Below are 25,590 nucleotides of genomic sequence, written 5' to 3'. Positions count from 1 at the left end.
TTTTGCGAGATCCACGCCAATCACCCTATACTTGTTCATGGTCTTCTCCCGTCTTGAATGAAGTGACACTTTCATTCTGGCGCATTTTGACGCCGACAATGGGGGGGAGGAGACCATCTCATCATCCCTGGGCGCTACTTTCGCCATCCATGGCGAAAGACCCCCGCTACAGGCTATTCCGTTCTTGTGCTTAGTGTTATCTCTCAGCAAGCAATTTTATACCGCAGGAATAACCGCCGTTGCTTCGATTTCCACCTTGGCCTGATCTTCCACAAGTCCCGCCACCTGCACCATGGTCATCGCCGGGAAATGCTTGCCCAGCACCTCGCGATAAGCGCCGCCCACTTCTTTAAGCCGGGCCAGATACTCCCGCTTGTCCGTCACATACCAGGTTAACCGAACGATATGTTCCGGGCCTGCGTCCGCCTCTTTTAAAATCGCCACGATGTTTTGTAGCGCTTGGTTCACTTGAACGACGAAATCATCGCTTTCAAATACCTGATCGGCATTCCAGCCAATCTGACCGCCGACAAAAACCGTCTGGCCGGAAGCAAGCACGCCGTTAGCGTAGCCGATGGCCGGTTTCCAATGGGAAGGGTGAAGAAGCTGATGAAAGGTGGCGTCACTCATTATGGCTATCCTTATAGGTTATCAACGGTAATATGCTGGCGTATTGCCTCTGTCCATGGCATCGGCTTACCGCTACTTAAATCCACAAATACCAGGGTTGAATCGCTGGTTAAGCGCTTTTGCTCTCCGCAATAAGCGATAATCTGCAGCGTTAAACTGCTACGCCCCATAGACTGAACCCTTAATTCAAAGGTCAGCCGTTCGCCCAACCGGCTAGGCGCGTGAAACTGGGTGTCGATGGCGGCCGTGGGCACGCCTGTACCGGTTTCCACATGTAGTTGGTTAAAGTCGTGGTGCACAACCTCCTCAAACCAATCCTCCACCACGGAGTTAATCATCTCGAAATAGCGGGGATAAAACACAATACCTGCCGGATCACAGTGCTGAAAACGCACCTTCCGCTGCGTGGTAAACGCCATTATTATTTCCCCCTGTTTATTCTCAACTACACACCCAAATAACGATCACGCACCGAACTGTCCAGTGCGGCAGGCTTGCCGTCCCACACCGTGCTGCCTTTCTCTAAAATGGTGCAGCGGTCAGCGATGGGCAGGATTTCGCTTAACGACTTATCCACCAACAGCGTCGCCTGGCCTTGCTCCTTAAGCAGCCGAATCGCCCGCCAAATCTCCTGACGAATCACCGGCGCTAACCCTTCGGTGGCTTCATCGAGCACCAGCAAGCGTGGGTTGGTCATCAACGCACGGCCAATGGCCAGCATCTGCTGCTCACCGCCGGAGAGAGTCTTGGCCATTTGCACCCGACGCTCCTCCAAACGCGGAAACAGCGTTTCTACTTTCTCCAGTGTCCACTCGCCGGGGCGAGCGGTGACCAGCAGGTTTTCGCGTACGGATAAATTGGGAAAGCAGCGGCGACCCTCAGGCACTAAGCCCAAGCCCGCCTTGGCGATGCGGTAAGCGGGCAAGCGGCGTATGTCTTGAGATTCAAATTCAATAGTGCCGCGGCGAGCTTGAGTCAGACCAAATATCGAGCGAATGGTGGTGGTTTTACCCATACCATTGCGGCCCATCAACGCCACCATTTCCCCAGCGTTCACTTCAAGATTGACGCCAAATAGCGCCTGGGAGGGGCCATAAAACGTTTCAATGTCAGCAACCTTAAGCATCAGAATCCCCCAGGTAGGCTTCACGGACGCGCGGATCCTGCCTAATGGCTTGGCTATCGCCGTGGGCGATAACGCTGCCAGAGACCAGCACCGAGATACGATCAGCAAGCCGAAATACCGCTTCCATATCGTGCTCGATCAGCAGAATGGGCACTTCCAACTTTAGCGCTTCAAGCAGCTCGGTCAGTTTCGCTGAGCCTTCCGGGCCCAGACCTGCCATGGGTTCATCAAGTAACAGCGCGCGGGGCTTGAGTGCCAGGGCGCAGGCCACTTCTACTTGACGGCGTTCACCATGGGAAAGCTCAAATACCGGCGTCCAGGCGCGGTGGCTAAGCTGCATCCGCTCCAGCGCCTCATAAGCAGGTTCAAGCAACTGCCGATCCCGGTCGACGGGTTTCCAGAAGCGAAAACTATGACTCTGCAGCGCTTGAACGCCCATCATCACATTGCGCATCACCGATAATGGTTCAGCCAGCGAGGAGACCTGAAAACTACGCCCCAGCCCCATGCGGGCGCGCTGGGCAATGCTCATGCCGGTGATTTCGGTGTCCGCTAGAAAAACGCGGCCCTCATCAGGGCGTATATTGCCGGCAATTTGGCCGATCAAGGTCGATTTGCCCGCCCCATTGGGGCCAATCAGGGCGTGAATTTCCCCTGGCTTAAGATCCAGTGAAACATCGCTGGTCGCCTGCAGCGCGCCAAAGTGTTTATTCAGGTTTTGTAGCGAAAGAACGGCATTACTCATTTCGCTCCCTCCCGGCCAACCAACCCATCACGCCGTGTTTGGCAAACAGCACGACCCCAAGTAGCACTAACCCCAGGAACAGCTGCCAATACTGGGTAACGCCTCCGAGAAAAGTCTCCATCATTATAAACAGCACCGCACCGGCCAGGGGGCCATAAAGGCGGCCTACGCCGCCTAGAATCACAATCACCATCAGTTCACCGGAGAAGTGCCAACTGAGCATGTTGGGGCTAACAAAACCATTTAGATCCGCATAGAGCGCCCCGGCAAGGCCGGTGATCGCTGCAGAAATCACAAACGCCACCAGGCGAATGGGGTAGGGGCTTATACCCGCGGTGGCCAAACGCACATCGTTAAGCCGCGCCATGGTGAGGGCGGCGCCAAAGCGGGATTTCATCAGCCGTGAGGTGATCGCCATCGCCAATACCAGCCCGGTGAAGCAGATCAGGAAATAGGTTAATGCATTGCTGCTATCGAACAGGGGAAGGGTGTTACGTATATAAATGGGTAGGCCATCCTCGCCGCCATAGGTTGGCCAGGAGTTGGCAAAGTAGTAAATCATCTGGGCAAAGGCGAGGGTGATCATAATGAAGTACACCCCCGTGGTACGCAGCGATATAGCGCCGATCACCAGCGCCAAAAGCGCACACAGCAGGGCAGCCACCAGCCACACCACCAGCAGGCTATCGCTACCCGGAACGCTGAAAGGCCAGGTCATAAACGGCGAGTAATCAAACGCATGGTAGGCGCTGATGCCCGCAACGTAGCCACCCAAGCCGAAATAGGCGGCATGGCCAAAACTCACCATGCCCCCATAGCCTATCGCCAGATTAAGGCCCACAGCGGCCATGGCAATGATCGTCATCCGTGAGGCCAGATTGACGTAGTAGATATGGCCCAGGAGGTAAGCCGCTACCGGCACCAATAGCAGCAGGCCGAGCAGTGCCATCTGCACCAGGCCTTTGCGGTCAAAGTGGCTGCCAGTTTTGGGCGCAAGTGCAGTATCGGCGGTGCTGGCTTGTGAGGCACCATTAGTCAGGGAAGTGTTATTAGTCATGGGCAGAGAACAGTCCCTTAGGCTTGAAGGCGAGAATAACGGCCATGAGGATATAGATCAGCATTGCGGCCAGCGCCGCGCCGACCCCGGTCGCCTCTGAGGGCGGCATAAAGGCGCGGAAGAAAATAGGCAAATAAACCCGCCCCAATGTATCGACCACGCCCACCAACAAGGCACCCAGTAGCGCGCCTTTAATGGAGCCAATTCCGCCAATGACGATTACTACGAAGGCCAAAATCAGCACCGGCTCGCCCATTCCCACCTGAACCGATTGCAGCGCCCCCACCAACGCACCGGCCAAGCCTGCCAGACCCGCGCCCAAGGCGAACACGACGGTATAAAGCTTGGAAATATTCACCCCCAGCGCGCCAATCATTTCGCGGTCGCTCTCACCCGCACGAATACGCATGCCCAAGCGAGTTTTGGAGATCAAAAAGTAAAGTGCGATAGAAATAACGATCCCCACGCCAATCAGCATTAACCGGTAGATGGGGTAGCGGGTATCGCCGGGCAGCGTAACAAACCCGGTTAACCAGGAAGGCGGGCTAAGCCGCATGGGCGACGAGCCAAAGATCCAACGCGTGCCTTCAGAAAAAATCAAAATAAGCGCAAAGGTCGCCAACACCTGATCAAGGTGGGGGCGGTGATAAAGCCGGCGAATCACCAGTAGCTCCACCAAGGCGCCAACCATCGCGGCGGCCGCCATGCCAGCTCCAAGGCCGATTAAAAAAGAGCCTGTTGAGGCCGTCACAGCGGCGGTGGCGTAGGCCCCGACCATATAAAAAGAGCCGTGGGCCAGGTTGATTAAACCCATTACCCCGAATACCAGGGTAAGGCCGCTGGCCATCAAAAACAGCATGGTGCCGAGCTGCACGCCGTTGAGAAGTTGCTCTATTAGCAGAGTAACGGACACGTTAGGCATCCTTAACAAAGGAAGAAAGCAAAGGCTGGGTGATGACACCCAGCCACGGCGATATTACATCTGGCACTGCTCAAAATAGATGTCCTGGATATCTTCCACCGCGATACCAAGCAGGCGATTGGTGGGCTCGCCATCGTCACCCTCCACGACTTCACGTACGTAGATGTCCTGAATAGGGTGGTGGTTAGGGCCAAAGCGGAATTCACCGCGCACGCTGTCAAAGTCGGCTGCACGCAGCGCTTCGCGGAAGGCGTCTTGATCATCGGGGTGGGCAACGTCGAGGGCACTAAGAATCAGGTTGGCGGTGTCGTAGCCCTGCGCCGCGTAAAGGGTGGGCATGCGGTCATAGGCGGCTTGGAAGCCCTCGACAAAGCGGTCATTCGCTTCGTTTTCGAGATCATAAGCCCACAGCGAGGTATTGCGTGCACCAATGGCGGCACTGCCAACGGCCTTGATAAGAATTTCATCAAACGAGAAGGCGGCGCCAAAGATCGGCATATCAACGCCGGAGCTCTCCCACTGCTTCATAAACGAGATACCCATCCCACCGGGCAGGAAGAAGAAAAGACTGTCGGCATCGCTATCACGAATCTGGGCAATTTCAGCGGCGTAGTCGGTTTGGCCCATTTGGGTATAAAGTTCGCCAACGACCTCACCTTCATAAAGGTGCTTGAAACCCGCTAATGCATCGGTGCCTGCGGGGTAGTTGGGCGCCATGATAATCGGCCGCTCGTAGCCCTGTTCACGCATGTACGCGCCCATGGCGCCGTGCAGATTGTCGTTTTGATACGCCACGTTGAAGTAGTTTTCATGGCACATGCGCCCGGCCAAATCGGAAGGGCCTGCATTGGGTGAGAGATAGAAGGTGCCCTGGCGCGTAACGGAGGGCACCACTGCCATGGCCAGGTTAGACCAGATGATGCCGGTCAGGATGTCCACCTCATCGCGCTGCATAAACTCATTGGCCAGGCTGCGGGCCAGATCCGGGCGGTTGGCATCGTCTTGAATCAGCACCTCCACATCGTCGCGGCCCGACTGCTCAAGGGCGAGCATAAAGCCATCGCGAACGTCCACACCGAGGTGCGAACCACCCCCTGACAGCGTAGTGATCATGCCAATTTTGACCTCTTCAGCATGTGCCGTCAGCACGCTTGAAGAGAGCAGTAAACCAAGGCCTAAGCGAGTAATCTGTTTCATAGCAAGTTCCTCATTATTTAATCGTTTTATTGCTAAGAGGGTTGTACGTTTTTTGATGTGGCACCAGAGCAAGCAGAGCCAGCGCTGGGATAATGCTCCTGGCTCAGCCTAAAACGCTGAACTTTACCCGTGGTTGTTTTTGGTAGCGCCTCGATAAAACGTATGGAGCGAGGGTACTTATAGGGCGCGATCGTCTGTTTGACGAAGTCCTGCAACATTTGCTGACACTCTTCATCTTGCTGAAAACCATCGTTTAGAACAACAAAAGCCTCGACAATTTGCCCACGCTCTTCACTGGGCGCGCCAATCACCGCACACTCTTTAACGGCGGGGTGAGCCAGCAGTGCTGCTTCAACTTCAGGGCCGGCAATGTTATAGCCTGCCGAGACAATCATGTCGTCATTGCGAGCAGCGAAGTGGAAGTAACCCTCTTCGTCCTGATAAAACGCATCGCCGGTGATATTCCAGCCCGCCTTTACATACTTTTGCTGGCGCATATCGGCTAGGTAGCGGCAGCCGGTGGGGCCGCGCACGGCAAGCTTACCCACCGTGCCGTGAGGTACATCATTCATCTCGTCATCAACGATTCGTGCTTCGTAACCGGTCACCGGTTTGCCGGTGCAGCTGGGGCGATGATCCTCCAGACGGTTAGAGATAAAGATATGCAGCATTTCAGTCGCGCCGATACCGTCGATGATGGGCGTACCGGTTTGCTTGATCCAGTCGTGATAAATCGGTGCTGGCAACGTTTCGCCAGCGGAAACCGCCACGCGCAGGCTGCTTAAATCTTCATGACGCGTAGGCGCTGAGAGCATGGCGCGATATGCCGTTGGGGCGGTAAACACCACCGTGGCCTGATATTCGCGAATAATATCCATCATATTGGGCGGGGAGGCGTGTTCGAGCAGCACGGCAGTGGCGCCGAAGCGCAGCGGAAAGATCGCCAGCCCACCCAGGCCAAAGGTAAACGCCAGTGGGGGCGAACCGACGAATACATCTTCCGGGGTTACCTGAAGCACTTCCTTGGCGTAGCCATCGGCAATCACCAGCAGATCGCGGTGAAAATGCATGGTGGCTTTGGGCGAGCCGGTAGTACCCGAGGTAAAACCAAGCAGCGCCACATCGTCGGCGGCGGTATCCACGGCATCAAAGGTGGTGGGTTTGCTGAGTGCCAAGCGGTCAAGTTCCGCATCATGATTGGCGGTGCCGTCAAAGCCGACAATACGCTTGAGTAGCGGGTTCTGCTCCTGGCACTCGGCAAGCTCATCGAGCAGTCGGGTATCGCAGAGGGCGAGGCTAATTTCCGCTTTATCAATCACCTGACAAAGCTCTTTGCTGCGCAGCATCGGCATGGTGTTGACGACCACAGCGCCTGCCTTGGTGGCGGCCAGCCAGCAGGCCACCATGGCCGGATTGTTGGCCGAACGAATCAGCACTCGCTGGCCAGGAATGACGCCCAGGTCTTCCACCAGCACATGGGCGAGGCGGTTGGTCCACTCGGTAAGTTCTTGGTACGTTCGCCGTCGGCCGTTGCCCGCTAGGGCAATACGTTCACCATGGCCCTGGTCGAGCAGCCGGTCGCAAAGCTCAACGCCCGCGTTAAGTCGCTCAGGGTAATCGTAGCCTGAAAGCAGAAACTCAGGCTGACTATCAATGGGTGGCAGGTTATCCCGCGCAAAAGTATCAGCATGAGCCGACTGGATGTACATGACCAACCTCCGTATTTAGAGTCGTTGTTTATTCCTGCCCGATACGCATAGGAGTCAGGTCTTCCACAGATGGCGAACTGCACCTCTTTGGTTTCGAGAGCAGGTTTCCGCGAGGGCGCTGTGAACCCATCCTTGGGCGCTACTTTTGTCATCCCTGACAAAAGACCCTCGCTACAACCTGCTCTCTTCTCCCGTTAACGGAGGTTTTCAAAGAAGTCATTTCCAACTGTGTTAGCCCTGGGGCAGGGATACGGTGTCTGGCGTTGTGTTTTATTGTTTTGGATACTACGGTACGGCTTTTTGCTATTTACCCCTCCGCAAGCATGCTGCGGGCGATGACTACTTTCTGAACGTCTGACGCGCCTTCGTAAATGCGCAGCGCGCGGATTTCGCGGTAGAGGCTCTCGATAATATGGCCTTTGCGCACGCCGTCACCGCCGTGCAGCTGCACTGCCTGATCAATCACCTGCTGGGCCTGATCGGTGGCAAACAGTTTGGCCATCGCTGCCTCGCGAGTGACCCGTTCAGCGCCTTGATCTTTCGTCCAGGCGGCGCGATACACCAGCAGGGCGGCGGCATCCACATTCAACGCCATATCGGCTAAGTGACCCTGCACCATTTGCAGATCGGAAAGAGTGGCGCCAAACAGCTCACGAGAGCGGCTGCGAGACAGCGACTCCTCCAGCGCCCGGCGGGCGAAGCCAAGTGCCGCGGCGCCTACCGTGGAGCGGAAAACGTCTAACACGGACATGGCAATCCGAAAGCCCTGGCCCGGCTGGCCGATCAAGGCGCTGGCAGGTAGCACCATATCGTTAAAGCCCAGCCGTGCTAGCGGGTGGGGCGCCACCGACTCCAAGCGTTCGCGAATTTCCAGCCCCGGTGTATCAGCAGGAACCAAAAAGGCCGACAGTCCTTTGGCACCTGGGCCTTCGCCGGTGCGGGCGAAGACTGTATAGATGTCGGCAATGCCGCCGTTAGAGATCCAGGTTTTCTCGCCATTCAAACGGTAGCTATCGCCGTCACGCTCGGCGGTGGTATCCAGTTGGGCCACATCGGAGCCAGAGCGAGGCTCGCTGAGGGCAAACGCCGAAAGCGCTTCACCGCTGCGAGTTTTGTCCAGCCACTGTTTCTGCTCGTCACTGCCGTATAGGCTGATCGCGCCGGTGCCCAGCCCCTGCATGGCAAAGGCGAAATCGGCCAGGCCGTCATGGCGGGCAAGGGTTTCACGAATCAGGCACAGGCTGCGCACGTCGATATGCTCACCGGCCGTGCCTTGTAAAAAGCCTGCCTTACCCAGATCGCGCACAAGCTGAATACAGGTGGCATCCACATCGCTGTGATCGCGGGGTAGCTCTGCGCGGCACCACGCCTCAAGTTGCTCGGAAAGTTCGCGATGCTGGGCCTCAAAAAAGGGCCATGCTAGAAAACTCTTGTCGCTCATCAGTCCCCCTTAAACTCAGGTTTTTGTTTGGCTACAAAGGCGTGGTAGGCGCGTGCAAAATCATTGGTTTGCATACAGATCGCCTGGGCCTGGGCCTCTGATTCGATGGCCTGTTCCAGGCTCATCGACCACTCCTGGTTTAACTGGGTTTTGGTAATGCTGTGGGCAAAGGTGGGGCCGTTAGCCAACCGGGTGGCGTAGGCGATGGCATCTTCTTCCAGGGCTTCAGGTTCGACCACTCGGTTGTAAAAGCCCCACTGCAGACCTTCCTCGGCACTCATGCTGCGACCGCTGTAGAGCAGGTCGGCTGCACGGCCTTGGCCGATAATGCGCGGCAGCATTGCACAGGCGCCCATATCACAGCCCGCCAAGCCCACCCGGGTGAATAGAAACGCCGTGCTGGCGCGGGGGGTGGCAAAGCGAATATCCGAGGACATGGCGATAATCGCCCCTGCGCCTACGCAGATGCCGTCGACGGCAGCAATAATCGGCTTGCCGCAGTTGAGCATGGCCTTGACCAGGTCCCCGGTCATGCGGGTGAATTCGAGTAGGCCTTTCATATCCTTGCCCACCAAGGGGCCGATAATTTCATGCACATCGCCGCCGGAGCAGAAGTTCTCGCCGTTGGAGGTAAACACCACCGCATGCACATCCGAGGCATACACCAGATCACGGAAGGTGTCGCGCAGCTCAGCGTAGCTCTCGAAGGTCAGCGGGTTTTTGCGCTCCGGGCGATTGAGCCGAATAACGGCGACTCCGCCTCTCATCTCCCAGATAAAGTGCTCGGGGGTTAAGCCAGCCATACTCTTCATATTATTGTTCTCGCCTGTCGGTGATTAATTGGCATCGTTAGGAGTAGCGGGTAAGCGGTGGAGCAACTCGCCGATATGGTGGGCGTCCTCTTCGCTCACCCCCTCGAATAGCGCATTGATCCAGCGTTCATGCTCAACGGCCATGCCTCTAAAGGTGTCTCTGCCAGCCACGGTCAGGCAGACCCGCGTAGCGCGTCGGTCGCCCTCAATGGCAATACGCTCCACGGCGCCATCCTCCACCAGACGATCAATAATGCCGGTGACGTTGCCGTTGGAAACCCGCAGCCGCTTGGAGAGCTCGTTCATTTTCAGGCCCTCCTCAGCGGCATATAGCGCAGCCATGACATCAAATCGGGGCAGTGTAGAGTCGTGCTCCGTTCGCAGGCGTTCGCGTAGTTCGGCCTCAACCTGACGGGTAACCCGCAGCATGCGCAGCCATAAGCGCAGTCGCTCCTTGCTTAAGCTATTTTTTCCTAGGCCTTCGGCTGTCATACCTCTCCTCCTGAGATTGAGATCGCCTGTCCATTTATCGCGCCGCTGTTAGGGCCGCATAACCAGAGTGCGGTGGCGGTGACTTCCGCAGGAGTGACTAAGCGCCCGGTGGGGTTGGTGGATTCGAAGTGGGAAGTGGCCTGTTCGGCCGATTGACCCGTTTTAGCCACAATATTGTCGACGCTAGCAGCGAGTAGCGGTGTGTCGGTAAACCCAGGGCAGAGCGCATTGACGGTGATATTGCGTGTGGCTGTTTCAGCCGCCAGCGAACGCACCAAGCCCACCACGCCATGTTTTGCCGCGCAGTAAGCACCTACATAGGCGTAGCCTTTTAGGCCTGCGGTGGAGGCCACGGCAATTAGTCGCCCACCGTCGTTCAACTGCTTTAAGCCTTCGCGCAGGGTTAGAAACACGCCGCTTAGATTAACGTTGAGCATTCGCTGCCACTGTTCAAACGAGGTTTTGGCAAACGGCGCGCTCTCTGCCGCTCCGGCATTGGCGATGACGATATCGACCCTGCCAATTTTTTCGAATAGCGCCACCATGGCGACTTCATCGGTCACATCGACCACGGCGAAGTCAACGCGACGGTGTTGATCTGCAATCGCTTGAAGGGCAACCTCTCTGCGGCCGGTAATCGTGACCTCGGCGCCTGCTTCGGCAAAGGCCAGGGCCATATCGGCACCAATGCCGCTGCCACCGCCGGTAATCACCACGCGCTTGTCTGTGAGCTGCGTCATACCCACCCCTCGCCACGTTCGGCCAACCGCTGTAGCTGATCGGCACCTGCCCGGTAGGGCGCAGGCCACTCGACCTCGCTATCACCCAAGCCTGCGGCAACGTGCAGCAGCCAGTAAGGGTCAGCCAGATGGGGGCGGGCGATGCAGACTAAGTCGGCGCGCCCGGCTATCAGAATCGAGTTCACATGGTCAGCCTGATAGATATTGCCCACCGCCATGGTGGCAATCGAGGCTTCGTTACGGATCCGGTCAGAGAAGGGCGTTTGGAACATACGTCCATACACCGGTTTGGCCTGGGTGGAGGTTTGCCCGGCAGAGACATCCACAATATCCACCTCTGCTTCCCGCAGCCGCTTGGCGATCTCTACCGCATCGTCGGGGGTAATGCCTTCATCGCCGCACCAGTCGTTGGCGGAAATACGCACTGAAAGCGGTTTATGGGCAGGCCAAACGCTGCGCACGGCGTTGATAACTTCAAGCGGGTACCGCAAGCGGTTGTCCAGCGAGCCTCCATACTCATCGTCACGGTGATTGGTTAGGGGGGTAATGAAGGATGAGAGCAGGTAGCCGTGGGCGGCGTGAATCTCAATCATATCGAAGCCCGCACGGACGGCCATCTGCGCCGCGCGAACGAACTCGTCGCGCACCCGCTCCATATCATCGCGATCCATCGCCTTGGGTACCTGGTTGCGTGCAGACCAAGGTTGAGCAGAGGCTGATAGTATTGGCCAGTTGCCCTCGGCAAGGGGGGCGTCCATCTCTTGCCAACCTAGTTGAGTCGAGCCTTTGGGGCCGGAGTGGCCAAGTTGGGCGCATAGCTTGGCGTTGGTTTCTGTATGCACAAAATCGCATAACCGCTTCCACGCTGCTTCGTGCTCTGGGGCGTACAGCCCTGGGCAGCCGGGAGTGATTCGCCCGGTGGGGCTGACACAGGTCATTTCGGTATACACCAAGCCTGCGCCGCCTTTGGCCCGCTCGGCGTAGTGGCTAAAGTGCCAATCGGTAGGGCAGCCATCCACGGCTTTGTACTGCGCCATAGGGGAGACCACCACGCGATTTGCCAGCGTCATATCGCGCAGTTGGTAGGGCGCAAACATGGGTGCCCGGGCGCTACCAGGATTACCCGCCTGGGTTTGAAACCAGCGCTCGGCGCTCTCCAGCCACTCTGGGTCGCGCACTCGCAGGTTCTCATGGCTGATGCGCTGGGAGCGGGTCAATAACGAGTAGTTGAACTGCACCGGGTCAAGATCCAGGTAGCGCTCCACCTGCTCAAACCACTCGGTGGAGTTGCGCGCGGCTGACTGTAGGCGCAGCACTTCAAAGCGGCGGTCTTCTTCGTAGCGAGCGACGGCAGCTTCCATGCTGCCTTCACTGTGTAAATAGGTTGCCAGCGCAATGGCGCTTTCCAGGGCGAGCTTGGAGCCCGAGCCAATCGAGAAGTGGGCAGTCGCTGCGGCATCGCCCATCAGCACGACATTCTCATAGCTCCAGCGCTCGCAGAGTACCCGTGGGAAGTTGATCCACGCCGAACCACGTATATGGTTAGCGTTTGTCATCAGTGCATGGCCATCGAGATGCTTGGCAAAGATGCGCTCGCAAACTGCGATTGATTCCTGCTGGCTCATTTCGCCAAAGCCAAACGCCTGCCAGGTGGCCTCGCTGCACTCGACGATAAAGGTCGCCGTATCCTTATCAAATTGATACGCGTGGGCCCACACCCAGCCATGTTCGGTATGTTCGAAAATAAACGTAAAGGCATCATTAAAGGTCTGGTGCGTGCCAAGCCAAACGAACTTACACGCACGGACATCAATATCGGGTTTGAAGTGTTCAGCATAGGTCTGACGGGTGCGGGAGTTAAGGCCGTCGGCGGCCAGTACCAGGTCATATTCTTGCCGGTACTGCTCAATGGAGGCTTCCGTTATATCGGTTTCAAAACGCATTTCAACGCCCAGCTCGCGAGCACGCTCTTGGAGCAGGATCAGCAGTTGGCGACGGCCAATGCCGCAAAAACCGTGGCCGGTAGAGACCGTTTTTACGCCTTTATGAACGACTGCAATGTCATCCCAGTAAGCGAAATGTTCACGAATGCGCTCTGCACTGATCGGGTCATTCGCTGCGAGGTTGTCCAGCGTTTCGTCTGACAGCACCACGCCCCACCCGAAGGTATCGTCCGCACGGTTGCGTTCGATCACCACAATGTCATGGGAAGGATCCTGCAGTTTCATACTGATCGCGAAATAGAGGCCGGCAGGCCCTCCACCCAGGCAGGCAATTCTCATTCTTCTTCTCCTCCACAGGAAAGCAGGCTCTTTTCTGAAGATAGGAGAGGGATTAATAAAATTCAAGTATAAACTTTTTAAGCTTAAACTATTTTTCTGGCAAGATTTTCCACCCTGTTTTTTCTAATGTATGGGCAAGCGTGTAACGAGCTGCATGCTGCTGCGCTCGCAATGGTGCCCCTAAGATGAGAGCATAAAAGAGGTAAAAATACGGCGACATCAGCCGCTTGAGAACGCTGGTCACCAGGCATAGATGAAAGCGTTATGGGCAGTGAACTTTTAGTACCATGGAAACCGTACTCGCTGGGATTGACAGAGGTAGTGAGAGGCGCGACTCTAAGCCTGTTCTCTGTTTTGAGCGGTTGATAGTCGTTATTAATAGCAGTTAATGGTGAGTTTAAGGAGAAAACCCCATGCTCGAAGATTGCAAAAATGCCCTGGAGCGCTGGGGTGGCGTGCACACGTTGATCGACCGCTGGCTGGATCAACGTCGTCAGCTATTAGTTAGCTTTATCGAGCTAAAGGAAGCGTGCGATGCTGAGCTGGAAGCAGTGAGCAAAGCGCCTATCGATACCTTCAGTGAAAAGTTAATGGACTACATCAGCGCGGGCCACTTTGAGATTTATCCTCAGCTGTCGGAAGAGGCGAAAGCCTTTGAGGATGAAAGCGCGCTGGCGATCGCTGCTAAACTGTTTGAGCGTTTAGAAATGTCCACCGAGATGGTCTTGGAGTTTGATACCGATTTTGGCTCCACGCTCAGCTGTGAACAAAATATTGCCCGGCTGCCTGCCTGGATCGACCGCTTAGCCCGCGGCCTTACCGAACGTTTCGCGCTGGAAGACCAGTTGATTGCGCGTCTACACGCTGCCCACAGCCCGCAGCACACCAAAGCCCCCGCTTAAGACCTTATGAAACAGGCGCCGCCAGACGGCGCTTTTGCCCGCTGATGATTACCCAAACCCCGGCACCGCTGCGGGTGCGCCTTAGGCGTACCACGCGCTACAAAACCCACCGATCCAGCTTTGTGCCCATCCCGTAGCGCGTGGTAACGAGAACGCGAGTTCAGCGAGCATTTGAGGCACCCGCGGGAGGCGTCGGAACGACGCCCGATGGCACCGCAGCCACCCCCGGCACCGCTTCGCGCTGCTCCCGCGGGTGCGCCTTAGGCTTACCACGCGCTACTAAATCACGTGTGCACATAAAACGGGGACGCCCAATAATCGATTCACCCTTCACCCCCTGCGACGTAACTTCCCGCCTATCACCAACATACAAGGCGTAAGCAGCAGCGTTAGTGCGGTGGCGAAGGTGAGCCCGCCGGCGATGGCGCTCGACATCTGTGTCCACCACTGGGCGGAGGGGGCATTAAAGCCAAGGGCAGGGGTGAACAGGTCAACATTGATTCCCAGTACCATCGGCATTAGCCCCAACACCGTGGTAATCGCTGTTAACAGCACCGGGCGAAGGCGCAAGCAGCCAGCTTCAAGCGCTGCTTCGCCGGGTGACATACCCTGGCCGCGCAGCTCGTTGTAGGTATCGATCAAAACAATATTGTTATTGACTACAATACCCGCCAGAGCAATCACGCCCATCCCCACCATCACAATGCCGAAAGCCTGACCGGTAATCAGTAGCCCCATCAAAACCCCCGCGGTGGAAAACACAATCGCGGAGAGCACCAGGCCCGCCTGATAGAAGCTATTAAACTGAGTGACCAGAATCAGCGCCATCAAGCCGATAGCAATCAAGAACGCACTGGCCAGGAACTGCATCGACTCCTGTTGATCCTCCTGCTCGCCCGCCACATTGACCATTAGCCCGTCAGGCAGGCTATCTTTGCTCGCATTCAGCAGGGCGCCCAGGCGCTCATCGGCGAGGTAGCCGGGGGCAAGGTCTGCATCAATGGTAATCGCCCGACGACCATCAATGCGGTTCAGCGTGCCCACTTTAGGGGCGGGTTCAAGCGTCACAAAATGGGAGATGGGCACCTGACCTCGCTGGGTATTGATGGTCAGCCGCTCAAGCTGATCCAGCGAGCGCCAGTTCTGCGGCAGGCGCACCCGGATATCCACTTCATCGCTTACTTCCGGCGGGCGATAGCTCGCCACCTGAAGCCCGGTGGTCAACAACTGCACCGCGCTACCAATGGTGGTGACATCCGTACCCATGCGCGCAGCGGCCTCACGATCCACGTTAACTCGCCACTCCACGCCCGGCAGGCTACGGTTATCCTGAATATCGGTAAAGCCGCCCAGCTCGCGCATTAATTGACTTAGCTGGTTAACCCCGGCATCGGCGACCTCGGGGTTGGTAGCGCTCACTTCAAGCACGATTGGTTTGCCGCCACCGGGGCCCATCTCCTGCTCCTGAAACTCCAGCGTAATACCGGGAATATCCCCGGCACGTTCGGCCATATCGTCCAGAATAGCCTGGGCAGGACGGCGCTCGTGCCAGTCGATAAACTGGAACTGCAGCATGCCAATCACATCGTTGCCCATCTGCTCGTTGGGCACCGCAAAGGAGCGCGCATACAGTGCTCGCACTTCGCTCATGCCGGACAGTTTGGCTTCTACTCGCTGCACGATGGCATCCGTTTCCACAGCGGAGAAATCGCCCCGGGCACGCACCAATACTTGAGCGCTATCGGGCTCCACGTTAGGGAAGAAGTCGACGCCGTGATTGAAACGGGCATAGCCGGTATACAGCAGTGCCATTAGCAGCACCGTCACCAGCAGTACCCAAGCCGGGTGCATAAGTAGCCTTGCCAGCAGATGGCGATAGCCGCGACCAAAGGCGGTCGTGGCGTCCTCATGACGGGCATTTGATTGTTTGGCATCGCTGCGGGTAAACAAGCGCCCCAGCGTGGGCAAAAACACCAGCGCCATGGCAAGCGATGCCAGCAGGCACAAAATGACCGTGGCAGGCAGGTACTTCATAAACTGGCCGACCACGCCGGGCCAGAACAGCAGAGGAATAAATACTGCCAGTGTAGTGGCTGTCGAGGCAATTACTGGCCAGCTCATGCGCGAAGCAGCGTTGAGCCACGCTTCGTGAGACGTTTGACCATCCCGTAAGTGACGATCGGCAAGTTCACTGACCACGATGGCGCCGTCAACCAGCATTCCTGCCACCAGAATCAGCGCGAACAACACCACAATATTGAGCGTAAAGCCAAATGCCCACACCAGCAGGATACCGGTTAAAAAGGCCCCAGGAATGGTGAGTCCCACCAGCAGCGCCATGCGCCAGCCCATCACTGCAACCACCACAATCAGCACCAGCACCACAGCGGTCAGTACGTTGTTGAGTAGCTCAGAGAGCATATTCTCAACGGTGGTCGACTCATCCAGAATGGTAGTGAAGCTGAGCTGCTCGGGAAGTAAATCATCTGCTTCGGCTAAACGGTCGCGGACGGCGCCAATGGTGGCGATGATATTGGCCCCGGCACGCTTTGAAACTTCCAGCACCACCGCTGGCTCGTCATCAATGCGGGCAAAGCCTTCCGGCTCTTTATAGGTGGGGTGAATCCACGCCACATCGCCGAAGGTGACCACGCGATCCTCATCGACCTTGACCGGCATATTCATGACGTCCTCAAGGGACTCAATTATGCCGGGGACTTTTAACGCCAGGCGCCCGGCGCCTGTATCCAGGCTGCCCGCTGCCACCAAGCGGTTATTGCGCGATACCTGATTAAACAAGGCGTCAAAATCGACCCCATAGCTCTCCAGCACCAGCGGATCAACGACAATCTCCAGCAGGTCTTCCCGCTCACCGGCAATGTCGACTTCCAGCACATCGGCGATGCCTTCGATCTCCTCCTGCAAGCGCCGGGCAATGGTCATGCGTTCGCGGGTATCCAATTGACCGGAGAGGCCAATCGTTAACACCGGAAATTCCGACACATTGACTTCAAAGACCCTCGGTTCATCGGCCTCGGAAGGCAGCTCGCTGCGGGCAATATCCACCCGGTCACGCACATCAGTCAGTGCGGTGTCGGGGTTAAAACCGGGATCGAACTCCAGCGTGATCGAGCCATGCCCCTCGCTGGATTGGGCGGTAAATTTACGTAGCCCCTCAATACCACGCAGCTCCTGCTCCATGGGGCGTATCAACAGCCGCTCGCCATCCTCGGGGCTTACCCCTTCCAACGACAGTGAGACATAAATCATCGGGATGGTGACGTCGGGGTTGGCCTCTTTTGGAATCATTTGCCAGGCAGCGATGCCTGCCAGTAAGAGACTCACCAACAGCAGTAACGTCGTACGGGTATGGGCTAGCGCCGCATTAATCAACTGGCGCATGAACGCTATCCTGTTCCGCCGGCTGCGAAATGATGGCTTCCTCAACAGGTACCGGTGTGACCGTTTCGCCGGTGTCTACCATGCCGGCACCCAGCGTAATCAAACGCAGCGGATCAGGCAGGCCAGTGACATAGGCGCGTTGGATATCGGCGCTGACGAGCTCAACAGCAGTCTGCTGTACCTGATCGTTGTCATCCAGATGCTTGACCGCCAGTTGGCCCTCGCTATTCAAGCTCAGCAGCGCGGGTGAAAGGGTGTGCACCTGGCGGGGCGGCAAGGTAATGGTCAATTCAGCGCTGCCGCCTGCCAAGCGTTTACCGTCTGGGTTATCCAGCGTAGCTTCTATATAGAAGCTACGCGTTGCCTCTTCGGCGCGGTGGCTGATAAAGGTCAGCTCACCCTCTAAATGATCGCCATTAAGTAGCCGGGCGGTCACCGGCAAACCCACGCTTAAATCGCCCACCTGTTGCTGAGAGACCCAGGCGGCACCTTTCAAACGTCGGTCATCCACCAACTGGCCCCACTCTTCGCCGGGCTGCAGCAGATCGCCTAGCTCCACCTGAACGCGGTTTAGTACGCCCTCAAATGGCGCGGTGGGGCGGCTGTCGTTCAGTTGCTTCTGCAGTCGTGCCACCGAAGCGGCGCTGGCGCTTAGCGCACTCTGCAAGCGCAGTAGCTCCGGCTGGGAGATCAGTTCCCGCTGGCGCAGATTGCGTGCCCCGGCATACTCCGCCTCGGCCACAGCCAGCTCATCGCGGGCCTGCTGCAACTGCTCGGGTAGGGCGTCGTTATCCAGTACCAGCAGCGTATCGCCAGCATCCACACGGCTGCCTTGGGCGACGGGTTTCTCTGCCACAAAGCCCGCTACGTTGGCGCGCAGGGTGGTTTCGCGTTCTGCCGTCAGTTGGCCCTGGACAATTTGCTGAGGAATAAACGGGGTGCTCTGCTGTACGACAATTTCTACCCGCGAACCCGCTTCGCTACGTGGCGGGGCGTCTGGGGGCGTCGTTTGAAAACGCTGAAAATTGCCAAAAGCGAGCCATATCACCAGCGCCAGCACCAGTAGGCTAGCCAAGGCATAAGAGAAAGGAATTTTTCGCATGGAGCGTCCATGTCCTTAGCAAAACAAAAAAAGGAGGGCATAAAACCGAAGATACCATAGCGCAACTCAGCCTTTTCAGCGAGTAGCAAGCCGATGCATCAATGTCCAGTAGGCTAAATGGGTACTAGTCGCATGTCTGATTGAGTTTTTGCCTGACTGGGCATACCATCTTTGCGTCTTGAGTTCTGTTAAACCACTCCTCAGGCGAGAACCATCCCTAGGCGAACCAATCAAGGAGCAATGATGAAAGATCCAGTACGTATTGCGATTACCGGCGGCGCCGGTCAGATCAGCTACTCTCTTATTTTCCGTATCGCCGCTGGCGACATGCTGGGGCCGGATCAACCTGTCATTCTCCAGTTGCTGGAAATTCCCCAGGCAATGGACGCCCTGAACGGCGTGGTGATGGAAGTTAACGACTGTGCCTTCCCGCTGGTACAAGAGATCGTTGCCACCGACGACCCGAACACTGCGTTCAAAGACGCTGATTACGCCCTGTTGGTCGGTGCGCGTCCGCGTGGCCCAGGTATGGAGCGTAAAGACCTGCTGGAAGCCAACGCAGCGATCTTCTCTGTACAAGGTAAGGCGCTGAACGATCATGCTAGCCGTGATGTGAAAGTGCTGGTGGTCGGTAACCCGGCTAACACCAACGCGCTGATTGCTTCCTGCAACGCGCCGGATCTGGACGCAGGTCAGTTCACTGCCATGACGCGTTTGGATCACAACCGCGCCTTGACACAGCTGGCTCAGAAAACCGGCAAGCACGTCACTGACGTTGAAAACATGATCATCTGGGGCAACCACAGTGCTACCCAGTATCCTGATCTGGCCCAGTGCAAAGTCGACGGCAAAGCAGCCTTTGATCTGGTTGAGCGCGACTGGTACGAAAACGACTTCATCCCCACCGTGCAGCAGCGCGGCGCGGCGATCATCAAAGCACGTGGCGCCTCTTCTGCCGCCTCTGCTGCCTCTTCCGCCATCGACCACATGCGCGATTGGGCGCTGGGTTCCAAAGGCATCGTCAGCATGGCGATTCCGTCAGACGGCAGCTACGGCATTGAAGAAGGCATCATCTACTCCTACCCGGTACGCTGCCAGGGTGGCAAGTATGAAATCGTTCAAGGTTTTGAGCTTGACGAATTCAGCCAAGAGAAGATGAAAGCTACCGAGAAAGAGCTGCGCGAAGAGCGTGCTGCAGTCGAGCACCTGCTCGGCTAAACGCGCCCACTGACGCTTTTAGATAAGCGCCAGCCAACGCCAAACCCCGCAAGTGATGCTTGCGGGGTTTTTTATTGCCCAGATTAGCTTGGGGCTTTGCAAGTGACGGTATGGCTGGGGGTTGCTATGCTTCTAGTCTCACAGGCAGAGGTAATTGAAGTGCCAACCTTGCTGAATGAAAAAGGCTTCAAGTTCTTTTTTTATGCCAATGAACACCCTCCACCCCATGTGCATGTGATGAAGTCAGATGGCTGGGCTAAAGTCGAGATTGAGACTGAAGTGGTGGTTTATTCATCATTAAAGAAGCAGGAGCTCAAGGAGTGCCTTGAGTTGATTAACTTGCATAAACAACAATTTTTGGAGACTTGGAATGACTGGTTTAGCAGGTAAAGAAGTTCATTTTGATGACCATTACCTCCATGTCGAACTGAGCGATGGTCGGCGTATTTCAACGCCTATGAACTGGTATCCCGAGCTTGAGCAGGCCTCTGTTAAGGTGCTGCGGCATTACCAGTTTATTTGTGACGCCACAGGCATAGAGTGGCCAGATATTGATTACCATTTGAGTATTGCCGCAATGTTGGAAACACGTGCACAAAAAGTAGCTTAAGCACGCAGTGTTGCCGGGGTTGGTGAGGTGCCACCGGGCGTCGTTCCGACGCCTCCCGCGGGTGCCTCAACCGCTCGCTGAACTCGCGTTCTCGTTACCACGCGTTACGGGATGTGCACGTAGTTGAATCGGTGGGTTTCGTAGCGCGTGGTAAGCGAAGCGCACCCGCGGAAGCAGCGCGAAGCGGTGCCGGGGTTGGTGCGGTGCCACCGGGCGTCGTTCCGACGCCTCCCGCGGGTGCCTCAAACGCTCGCTGAACTCGCGTTCTCGTTACCACGCGCTACAAGGTATGCACGTAGTTGAATCGGTGGGTTTCGTAGCGCGTGGTAAGCGAAGCGCACCCGCGGAAGCAGCGCGAAGCGGTGCCGGGTTTTGGCTGAGGTGCCACTGGGCGTCGTTCCGACGCCTCCCGCGGGTGCCTACAAAATGTGAATTGTAAATGGTGAATCGTTTCGTACTCTGCGTGATTCACGATTCACGATTCACGATTCACGATTCACGATTCACGATTCACCACAACCTAATCCCGCAAACTCATTATCCGCCACCGACGCTCTTCAGCGACTTGGCGCAGGGTGTCGTCGGGGTCGACGGCGACGGGGTTCTCGACTATTTCTAACAGCGGCAAATCATTGTGCGAGTCGCTGTAAAACCACGCGCCTTCCATAGTCAGGTCTTGATCTTCCAACCACTTTTCCAAACGAGTGACCTTGCCTTCGCGGTAGCTGGGAATGCCCGACACGCGCCCCGTATAGCGGCCATTTTTGACCTCCGGGTTCACCGCGATTAAATGATCCACCCCCAAGCGCTCGGCAATCGGTGCGGTAATAAAGCGGTTGGTGGCGGTAATAATCAGCAGTGTGTCGCCTTTGGTGCGGTGTCGCGCCAGTAGCTCTTCCGCCTTAGGGAGTATATTGGGCTCGATTTTGCTGACCATAAACTGCTGATGCCACGCAGAAAGCTGCTCAGGGGAGTTGTCGGCCAGTGGCTTAAGCGCCATTTCCAAAAAGGCGGCCATATCCAGGGTGCCCGCGTTGTAATCGGCCATAAAGCGCTCATTGGCTTCCCGGTAAGCGACCGGGTCGACGGCCCCTTGTTCGAGTAAAAACTCGCCCCAGGCATGATCGCTGTCGATGGATAGCAGCGTATTATCCAAATCGAAAATGGCCAGACTCACGGCGCTCCCCTTTTTTAGTCAGTGGTTAGTAGTGGTGTATCCGTCATGCGATAAAAGACGCTAGTAAGGCAAATAGCGGACGCGGATTATCGCAGAGTCGCCCGGCCATTCCCACCAGCACTCAGGCTAATACCAAGTAACCATTCATGACTTAGCGTTATATTGTATTGATACGCTTGTCACCCTTGTGGAAAAATGGGGACAACTGAAAATTTATAAGGTGAAGTCCGTGATCGACGCTGACGGCTTTCGCCCCAATGTTGGCATCATCATTGCCAATAGCCAGGGGCAACTGCTTTGGGCACGTCGGGTAGGACAAAATGCGTGGCAATTTCCCCAGGGGGGCATCAATGCAAGCGAGACGCCACAACAAGCACTTTTTCGTGAGCTTTACGAAGAGATCGGCCTGACCGCCGACGATGTTGATATTGTTGCCTGCACCCGGGGCTGGCTACGCTACCGTCTGCCACGACGTATGATTCGCACACATTCGCGTCCGGTCTGTATAGGCCAGAAGCAAAAGTGGTTTTTACTTAAAATCCGTTGCCAGGAAAGCCAAATCTGTATGACGGCAACCCCAACCCCCGAATTTGATGGGTGGCGGTGGGTGAGCTACTGGTACCCGCTAGGGCAGGTAGTGCCTTTCAAGCGAGAGGTCTATCGGCGCGCGCTGCGAGAGCTGTCTCCCCGCGTTCAGCGCCTGGCACAGGATGAAGATTAGGGCAACGCGCCGCTGTCCAACATAGGGCGGCGGCAGTTTGCCAGGAAATTCCTCAGCGAGGCAAATAATAGTGAAAAGTAAAACGTCCATGCTTGAGGTGCTGCGCCGGGTGATTCAGGAAGTGAATGGCGCGCGCAACCTCGACGCCGCGCTGGCCACGATGGTACGCCGAATTCGTAAAGCGATGCAGACCGATGTGTGCTCCTTCTACCTTTACGACAAGGAGCTTGAGTCGCTGGTGTTGATGGAGACCATTGGCCTGCGCACTCAAGCAGTAGGGCGCGTCGTACTGCCGTTAGGCGAAGGCCTGGTAGGCTTGGTGGCCAAGCGCAGCGAGCCGCTTAACCTCGAGGACGCCCAGACCCATCCGCAGTTCCGCTATTTTGAAGCGACCGGAGAAGAGCGCTACTCCAGTTTTCTGGGTGTGCCGATTATTCACCAGCGCCACATGCTGGGGGTATTGGTTGTTCAGCAAGCAGAAAAACGCCAGTACGACGACGAAGATGAAGCCTTCCTGGTTACTATGGCCGCACAGCTAGCAGGCGTCTTAGCCCACGCGTTAGCGACAGGCAACCTGCTGCGCCCGGCGCTTGCCGGTGGGCAAGCAATGTTTAAAGGCGTTGCTGCCTCGCCAGGTATGGCCATGGGGGAGGCGGTGGTGATTACCCCTCCCTCCGACCTTAATAGCGTGCCTGACCTCATTCCAAGCGATCAAGACTACGAGGTGGCGCGTTTAAAGGAGGCCATTGGAAAAACCCGCAGCGAAATTCGTGCGGCGGCCGAGCGCTTGGCAAGCCGTATCTCCGCCCAGGAGCTGGCGCTGTTTGATGTCTACCAGCAGATGCTTGGCGAAGCGGCGCTTGCCGATGAGGTGGAAAAACGTATTCGCGAAGGCCAGTGGGCGCCAGGCGCCTTGGCCGACGTAGTGCGTCGACACGTCCAATACTTAGAGCGGGTGGACGATAACTACCTGCGCGAGCGGGCGGCGGATATTCGCGATCTCGGCCGTCGGGTACTCGCGCATCTGCAGGAAGATACGCCATCAACGCCGGAAACCTATCCCGATAACGCCATTTTGGTCGGTGATGAAATCAGCGTGGCCATGTTGGGCGAAGTGCCCCGCGACAAGCTCAAAGGGCTAGTCTCGGTACGCGGCTCCAGCACCTCTCACGTGGCAATCGTCGCCCGCGCCATGGGTATTCCTACCGTACTGGGCATGGTCGATTTACCGCTGCCCCGCCTGGGTGGCGCGCCGGTGGTGCTGGATGGTCACCGTGGCCGCCTGTTTGTACGCCCGGCGCCTGAACTTACGGCACGTTATGAAAGTCTGATCGCCGAAGAAGAGGCGCTTAGCGAACTGCTTGAGCATGAGCAGGATCTGCCCAGCGCCACGCCTGACGGCCACACCATGCCGCTTATGGTCAATACCGGCTTAGCGGTAGATGCCACCGCGCTGCTGAAAAGCCGCATCGGTGGGGTGGGGCTCTACCGTACCGAAGTGCCGTTTATGATTACCGAACGCTTCCCCGGCGAAAAAGAGCAAACCAAGCTCTATCGTGACCAGCTCGAAGGCTTTGCTCCGTTGCCAGTGGTGATGCGCACGCTGGATATCGGCGGCGACAAAGATCTGCCCTACTTCCCCATTGAAGAGGCTAATCCGTTCCTTGGTTGGCGCGGGATGCGCGTCACTCTCGATCACCCGGAAGTACTGATGGTGCAACTGCGCGCCATGCTCAAAGCCTCCATTGACCTGGATAACCTCTACGTCCTCTTCCCGATGATCACCAACGTCGAAGAGGTCGATGAAGCACTGCGCCTGCTGGATCGTGCGATTCTAGAGCTGGGCGAAGAGGGCATTACTGTCATTAGGCCCCAAGTGGGCGTGATGATCGAAGTGCCCGCCACTATTTACCAGATGGACGCGCTAGCGAAGCGAGTCGACTTCTTCTCCGTGGGCAGCAACGACCTAACCCAGTACTTACTGGCAGTGGATCGCAACAACCCTCGGGTATCCAGCCTCTACGATGCCATGCACCCGGCGCTGTTAGGTGCGCTGCTGGAACTGGCTAACGATGCCTCACGGCTTAATAAACCCATTTCACTGTGCGGGGAGCTAGCCGGGGACCCGGCCGGGGCGCTGCTGCTTATGGCCATGGGCTTTACCAGCCTCTCTATGAACGCGCCAAGTCTGCCCAAAGTGCGTGCGGCTATTCGCCGAGTACCGTTTAGCGATGCCGAGCGACTGCTGAAAGAAGTGATGGCGCTGGATACACCTGCCCAGGTGCATACCCATCTAGAGAAACGTATGGATGAGTGGCAGCTGTCGCATCTAATGCCGCCCCGTGACTAGGTTTTTCATACGGATCTTAGGGCGTTGCCTAGGACGTAGATGCAAGCGAGTCGCTGGGTAGCGCCAGAGTGGTCTCACCATCAAAGCGCCCCAGCGGCCCAAAGCGCTGCTCGGTAATTTCAATCTGCCCGTGGCTATCCATCGTAAGCCATGAGGTGGCGCGGGTGCCGTAGTGCTCGCCGACGATAAACGCCGCCGAGAGCTGGCGCTCCAGTTCAAGCCCCACACCGGTATCCGGCAACTCCTCGTCAGCCGCTTGTTGCGGATTTTGCATTGCGCACTGAACGGCGCTGGGCCAGGCCTTCAAGGTGCCTACAGGTAATAAGCTCTGCTCAAGCGCATCGCGAACGTATAAAAGTTTTGGCCAAGGTGAGTTGAGATCAGCGTTGGACAGGCCATGCACGCCTGGAGCCACCTCACTGAGAGTCAAACGGTCTCGGCCCCGGTGGAGGTGCCAAAGCCGCTGCGGCGTCGCGACTAGTAAATTAAACCCGGCATAGCGCAGTGCCTCGCCCTCATTGAGCGCGGTTAGCCAACCTTCAATATCACCACTCTGCAAGGCATTGGCGACCAGTTCACCCCGGCTTGGGGCGCCGGCAGGCATGCTAAGTTGCAGGTCACGTACGTTGGTTAAGGCGGCCACGACACCGCCACGCTTGGCGGCCAGCCACGAGCCGCCGGCCTCTAAGTCACGCCCGCCGATAACGTCGGGTCGGTCTTGCCACTCACCCAGCGGCGCGGTGGGGCGCGCATAAAACTCATCACGGTTACCCATCAGTCGCAAAGGTGTGGGTGTGCCGGGTTGCCAAGCAAACGATATTAAGCACATAACAAACTCGAAGGCGGAAAGGGGAGGAAACGTTCAACGCAAGAGCAGCATGACAGTAACGAAGCGTAGACGTACACTTACATCAGTATCATGTTTGTAGCATAAAACACCACAAGGTTGAGTGTG

The 25,590-nt window shown here is 56.8% G+C and carries 23 protein-coding genes; 6 read left to right on the top strand and 17 right to left on the bottom strand.

Annotation, left to right across the window (positions count from 1 at the left end; genetic code table 11):
- Window positions 1-216 precede the first annotated feature (216 nt).
- From QT231_RS12095 to QT231_RS12035, 13 genes are all read right to left on the bottom strand, one after another.
- The gene (locus QT231_RS12095) at window positions 217-630 is read right to left on the bottom strand and encodes a RidA family protein (RefSeq protein ID WP_308337109.1); all 414 of its coding nucleotides are present in this window, start codon (window positions 628-630) and stop codon (window positions 217-219) included.
- An 11-nt stretch (window positions 631-641) separates the two neighbouring features.
- Window positions 642-1,049 (bottom strand): thioesterase family protein, encoded by a 408-nt coding sequence (locus QT231_RS12090; RefSeq protein ID WP_308337108.1) that lies wholly within the window; start codon window positions 1,047-1,049, stop codon window positions 642-644.
- 26 nt (window positions 1,050-1,075) lie between these two features.
- On the bottom strand, window positions 1,076-1,756 hold the full coding sequence (locus QT231_RS12085; protein WP_308337107.1) for an ABC transporter ATP-binding protein: 681 nt from the start codon (window positions 1,754-1,756) through the stop codon (window positions 1,076-1,078).
- Window positions 1,749-2,501 (bottom strand): ABC transporter ATP-binding protein, encoded by a 753-nt coding sequence (locus tag QT231_RS12080; protein ID WP_308337105.1) that lies wholly within the window; start codon window positions 2,499-2,501, stop codon window positions 1,749-1,751. Before QT231_RS12080 ends, QT231_RS12085 begins: the two co-directional genes overlap by 8 nt.
- Window positions 2,494-3,558, bottom strand: a complete 1,065-nt coding sequence (locus QT231_RS12075; protein ID WP_308337104.1) for a branched-chain amino acid ABC transporter permease — start codon at window positions 3,556-3,558, stop codon at window positions 2,494-2,496. Before QT231_RS12075 ends, QT231_RS12080 begins: the two co-directional genes overlap by 8 nt.
- The gene (locus QT231_RS12070; protein ID WP_180096138.1) at window positions 3,551-4,471 is read right to left on the bottom strand and encodes a branched-chain amino acid ABC transporter permease; all 921 of its coding nucleotides are present in this window, start codon (window positions 4,469-4,471) and stop codon (window positions 3,551-3,553) included. The genes QT231_RS12075 and QT231_RS12070 overlap by 8 nt, the downstream gene beginning before the upstream one ends.
- A gap of 63 nt (window positions 4,472-4,534) precedes the next feature.
- Window positions 4,535-5,677 carry an ABC transporter substrate-binding protein gene (locus QT231_RS12065; RefSeq protein WP_308337103.1) on the bottom strand — a complete coding sequence of 381 codons (1,143 nt, stop codon included), beginning with the start codon at window positions 5,675-5,677 and terminating at the stop codon, window positions 4,535-4,537.
- 32 nt (window positions 5,678-5,709) lie between these two features.
- Entirely contained in the window at window positions 5,710-7,386 is a 1,677-nt protein-coding gene (locus tag QT231_RS12060) for a benzoate-CoA ligase family protein (RefSeq protein ID WP_308337102.1), read from the bottom strand.
- Between the two features lie 307 nt (window positions 7,387-7,693).
- Complete coding sequence (locus QT231_RS12055) at window positions 7,694-8,827, bottom strand: acyl-CoA dehydrogenase family protein (protein WP_308337101.1); 1,134 nt, start codon at window positions 8,825-8,827, stop codon at window positions 7,694-7,696.
- The gene (locus QT231_RS12050; RefSeq protein ID WP_064236333.1) at window positions 8,827-9,639 is read right to left on the bottom strand and encodes an enoyl-CoA hydratase family protein; all 813 of its coding nucleotides are present in this window, start codon (window positions 9,637-9,639) and stop codon (window positions 8,827-8,829) included. Before QT231_RS12050 ends, QT231_RS12055 begins: the two co-directional genes overlap by 1 nt.
- Window positions 9,640-9,663: 24 nt before the next feature.
- Window positions 9,664-10,131, bottom strand: a complete 468-nt coding sequence (locus QT231_RS12045; protein ID WP_064236334.1) for a MarR family winged helix-turn-helix transcriptional regulator — start codon at window positions 10,129-10,131, stop codon at window positions 9,664-9,666.
- Window positions 10,128-10,871, bottom strand: coding sequence for an SDR family NAD(P)-dependent oxidoreductase (locus QT231_RS12040; RefSeq protein ID WP_308337100.1), 744 nt, complete (start codon window positions 10,869-10,871; stop codon window positions 10,128-10,130). Before QT231_RS12040 ends, QT231_RS12045 begins: the two co-directional genes overlap by 4 nt.
- On the bottom strand, window positions 10,868-13,153 hold the full coding sequence (locus tag QT231_RS12035) for a bifunctional salicylyl-CoA 5-hydroxylase/oxidoreductase (protein ID WP_308337099.1): 2,286 nt from the start codon (window positions 13,151-13,153) through the stop codon (window positions 10,868-10,870). The genes QT231_RS12040 and QT231_RS12035 overlap by 4 nt, the downstream gene beginning before the upstream one ends.
- Window positions 13,154-13,566: 413 nt before the next feature.
- Between QT231_RS12035 and rsd the strand changes: the two genes are divergently transcribed.
- A complete protein-coding gene (rsd, locus tag QT231_RS12030) occupies window positions 13,567-14,055 on the top strand; it encodes a sigma D regulator (protein ID WP_308337098.1) in 489 nt (162 codons plus the stop codon).
- 330 nt (window positions 14,056-14,385) lie between these two features.
- Here rsd and QT231_RS12025 read toward each other — a convergent pair whose 3' ends face one another.
- Both QT231_RS12025 and QT231_RS12020 read right to left on the bottom strand, forming a co-directional pair.
- Complete coding sequence (locus QT231_RS12025) at window positions 14,386-17,457, bottom strand: efflux RND transporter permease subunit (protein WP_308337097.1); 3,072 nt, start codon at window positions 17,455-17,457, stop codon at window positions 14,386-14,388.
- Window positions 17,441-18,559: an efflux RND transporter periplasmic adaptor subunit gene (locus QT231_RS12020; RefSeq protein ID WP_308337096.1), complete on the bottom strand. Its 1,119-nt coding sequence runs from the start codon at window positions 18,557-18,559 to the stop codon at window positions 17,441-17,443. Before QT231_RS12020 ends, QT231_RS12025 begins: the two co-directional genes overlap by 17 nt.
- Window positions 18,560-18,802: 243 nt before the next feature.
- On the opposite strand from QT231_RS12020, the gene QT231_RS12015 reads away from it, so the two are divergent.
- The 3 genes from QT231_RS12015 to QT231_RS12005 all read left to right on the top strand — a co-directional run bounded on the left by QT231_RS12015 (window position 18,803) and on the right by QT231_RS12005 (window position 20,387).
- Window positions 18,803-19,777 carry a malate dehydrogenase gene (locus QT231_RS12015; RefSeq protein ID WP_064236344.1) on the top strand — a complete coding sequence of 325 codons (975 nt, stop codon included), beginning with the start codon at window positions 18,803-18,805 and terminating at the stop codon, window positions 19,775-19,777.
- 102 nt (window positions 19,778-19,879) lie between these two features.
- Window positions 19,880-20,167, top strand: a complete 288-nt coding sequence (locus QT231_RS12010; RefSeq protein ID WP_308337095.1) for a DUF4160 domain-containing protein — start codon at window positions 19,880-19,882, stop codon at window positions 20,165-20,167.
- Window positions 20,148-20,387 (top strand): DUF2442 domain-containing protein, encoded by a 240-nt coding sequence (locus QT231_RS12005; protein WP_035577917.1) that lies wholly within the window; start codon window positions 20,148-20,150, stop codon window positions 20,385-20,387. Before QT231_RS12010 ends, QT231_RS12005 begins: the two co-directional genes overlap by 20 nt.
- A gap of 520 nt (window positions 20,388-20,907) precedes the next feature.
- Here QT231_RS12005 and QT231_RS12000 read toward each other — a convergent pair.
- Window positions 20,908-21,564 carry an HAD family hydrolase gene (locus QT231_RS12000; RefSeq protein ID WP_308337094.1) on the bottom strand — a complete coding sequence of 219 codons (657 nt, stop codon included), beginning with the start codon at window positions 21,562-21,564 and terminating at the stop codon, window positions 20,908-20,910.
- A 229-nt stretch (window positions 21,565-21,793) separates the two neighbouring features.
- On the opposite strand from QT231_RS12000, the gene rppH reads away from it, so the two are divergent.
- Both rppH and ptsP read left to right on the top strand, forming a co-directional pair.
- Entirely contained in the window at window positions 21,794-22,285 is a 492-nt protein-coding gene (gene rppH / locus QT231_RS11995; RefSeq protein ID WP_088701249.1) for an RNA pyrophosphohydrolase, read from the top strand.
- A gap of 88 nt (window positions 22,286-22,373) precedes the next feature.
- Window positions 22,374-24,635 carry a phosphoenolpyruvate--protein phosphotransferase gene (gene ptsP, locus QT231_RS11990; protein WP_308337110.1) on the top strand — a complete coding sequence of 754 codons (2,262 nt, stop codon included), beginning with the start codon at window positions 22,374-22,376 and terminating at the stop codon, window positions 24,633-24,635.
- Window positions 24,636-24,663: 28 nt separating this feature from the next.
- Here ptsP and QT231_RS11985 read toward each other — a convergent pair whose 3' ends face one another.
- Window positions 24,664-25,464, bottom strand: coding sequence for an NRDE family protein (locus QT231_RS11985; protein ID WP_308337093.1), 801 nt, complete (start codon window positions 25,462-25,464; stop codon window positions 24,664-24,666).
- Window positions 25,465-25,590: the final 126 nt, after the last annotated feature.

This window comes from Halomonas sp. SpR1 (assembly GCF_031010175.1).
In the GTDB taxonomy this organism is placed as follows: domain Bacteria; phylum Pseudomonadota; class Gammaproteobacteria; order Pseudomonadales; family Halomonadaceae; genus Vreelandella.
This window is presented reverse-complemented; position numbering and strand designations above follow the sequence as displayed.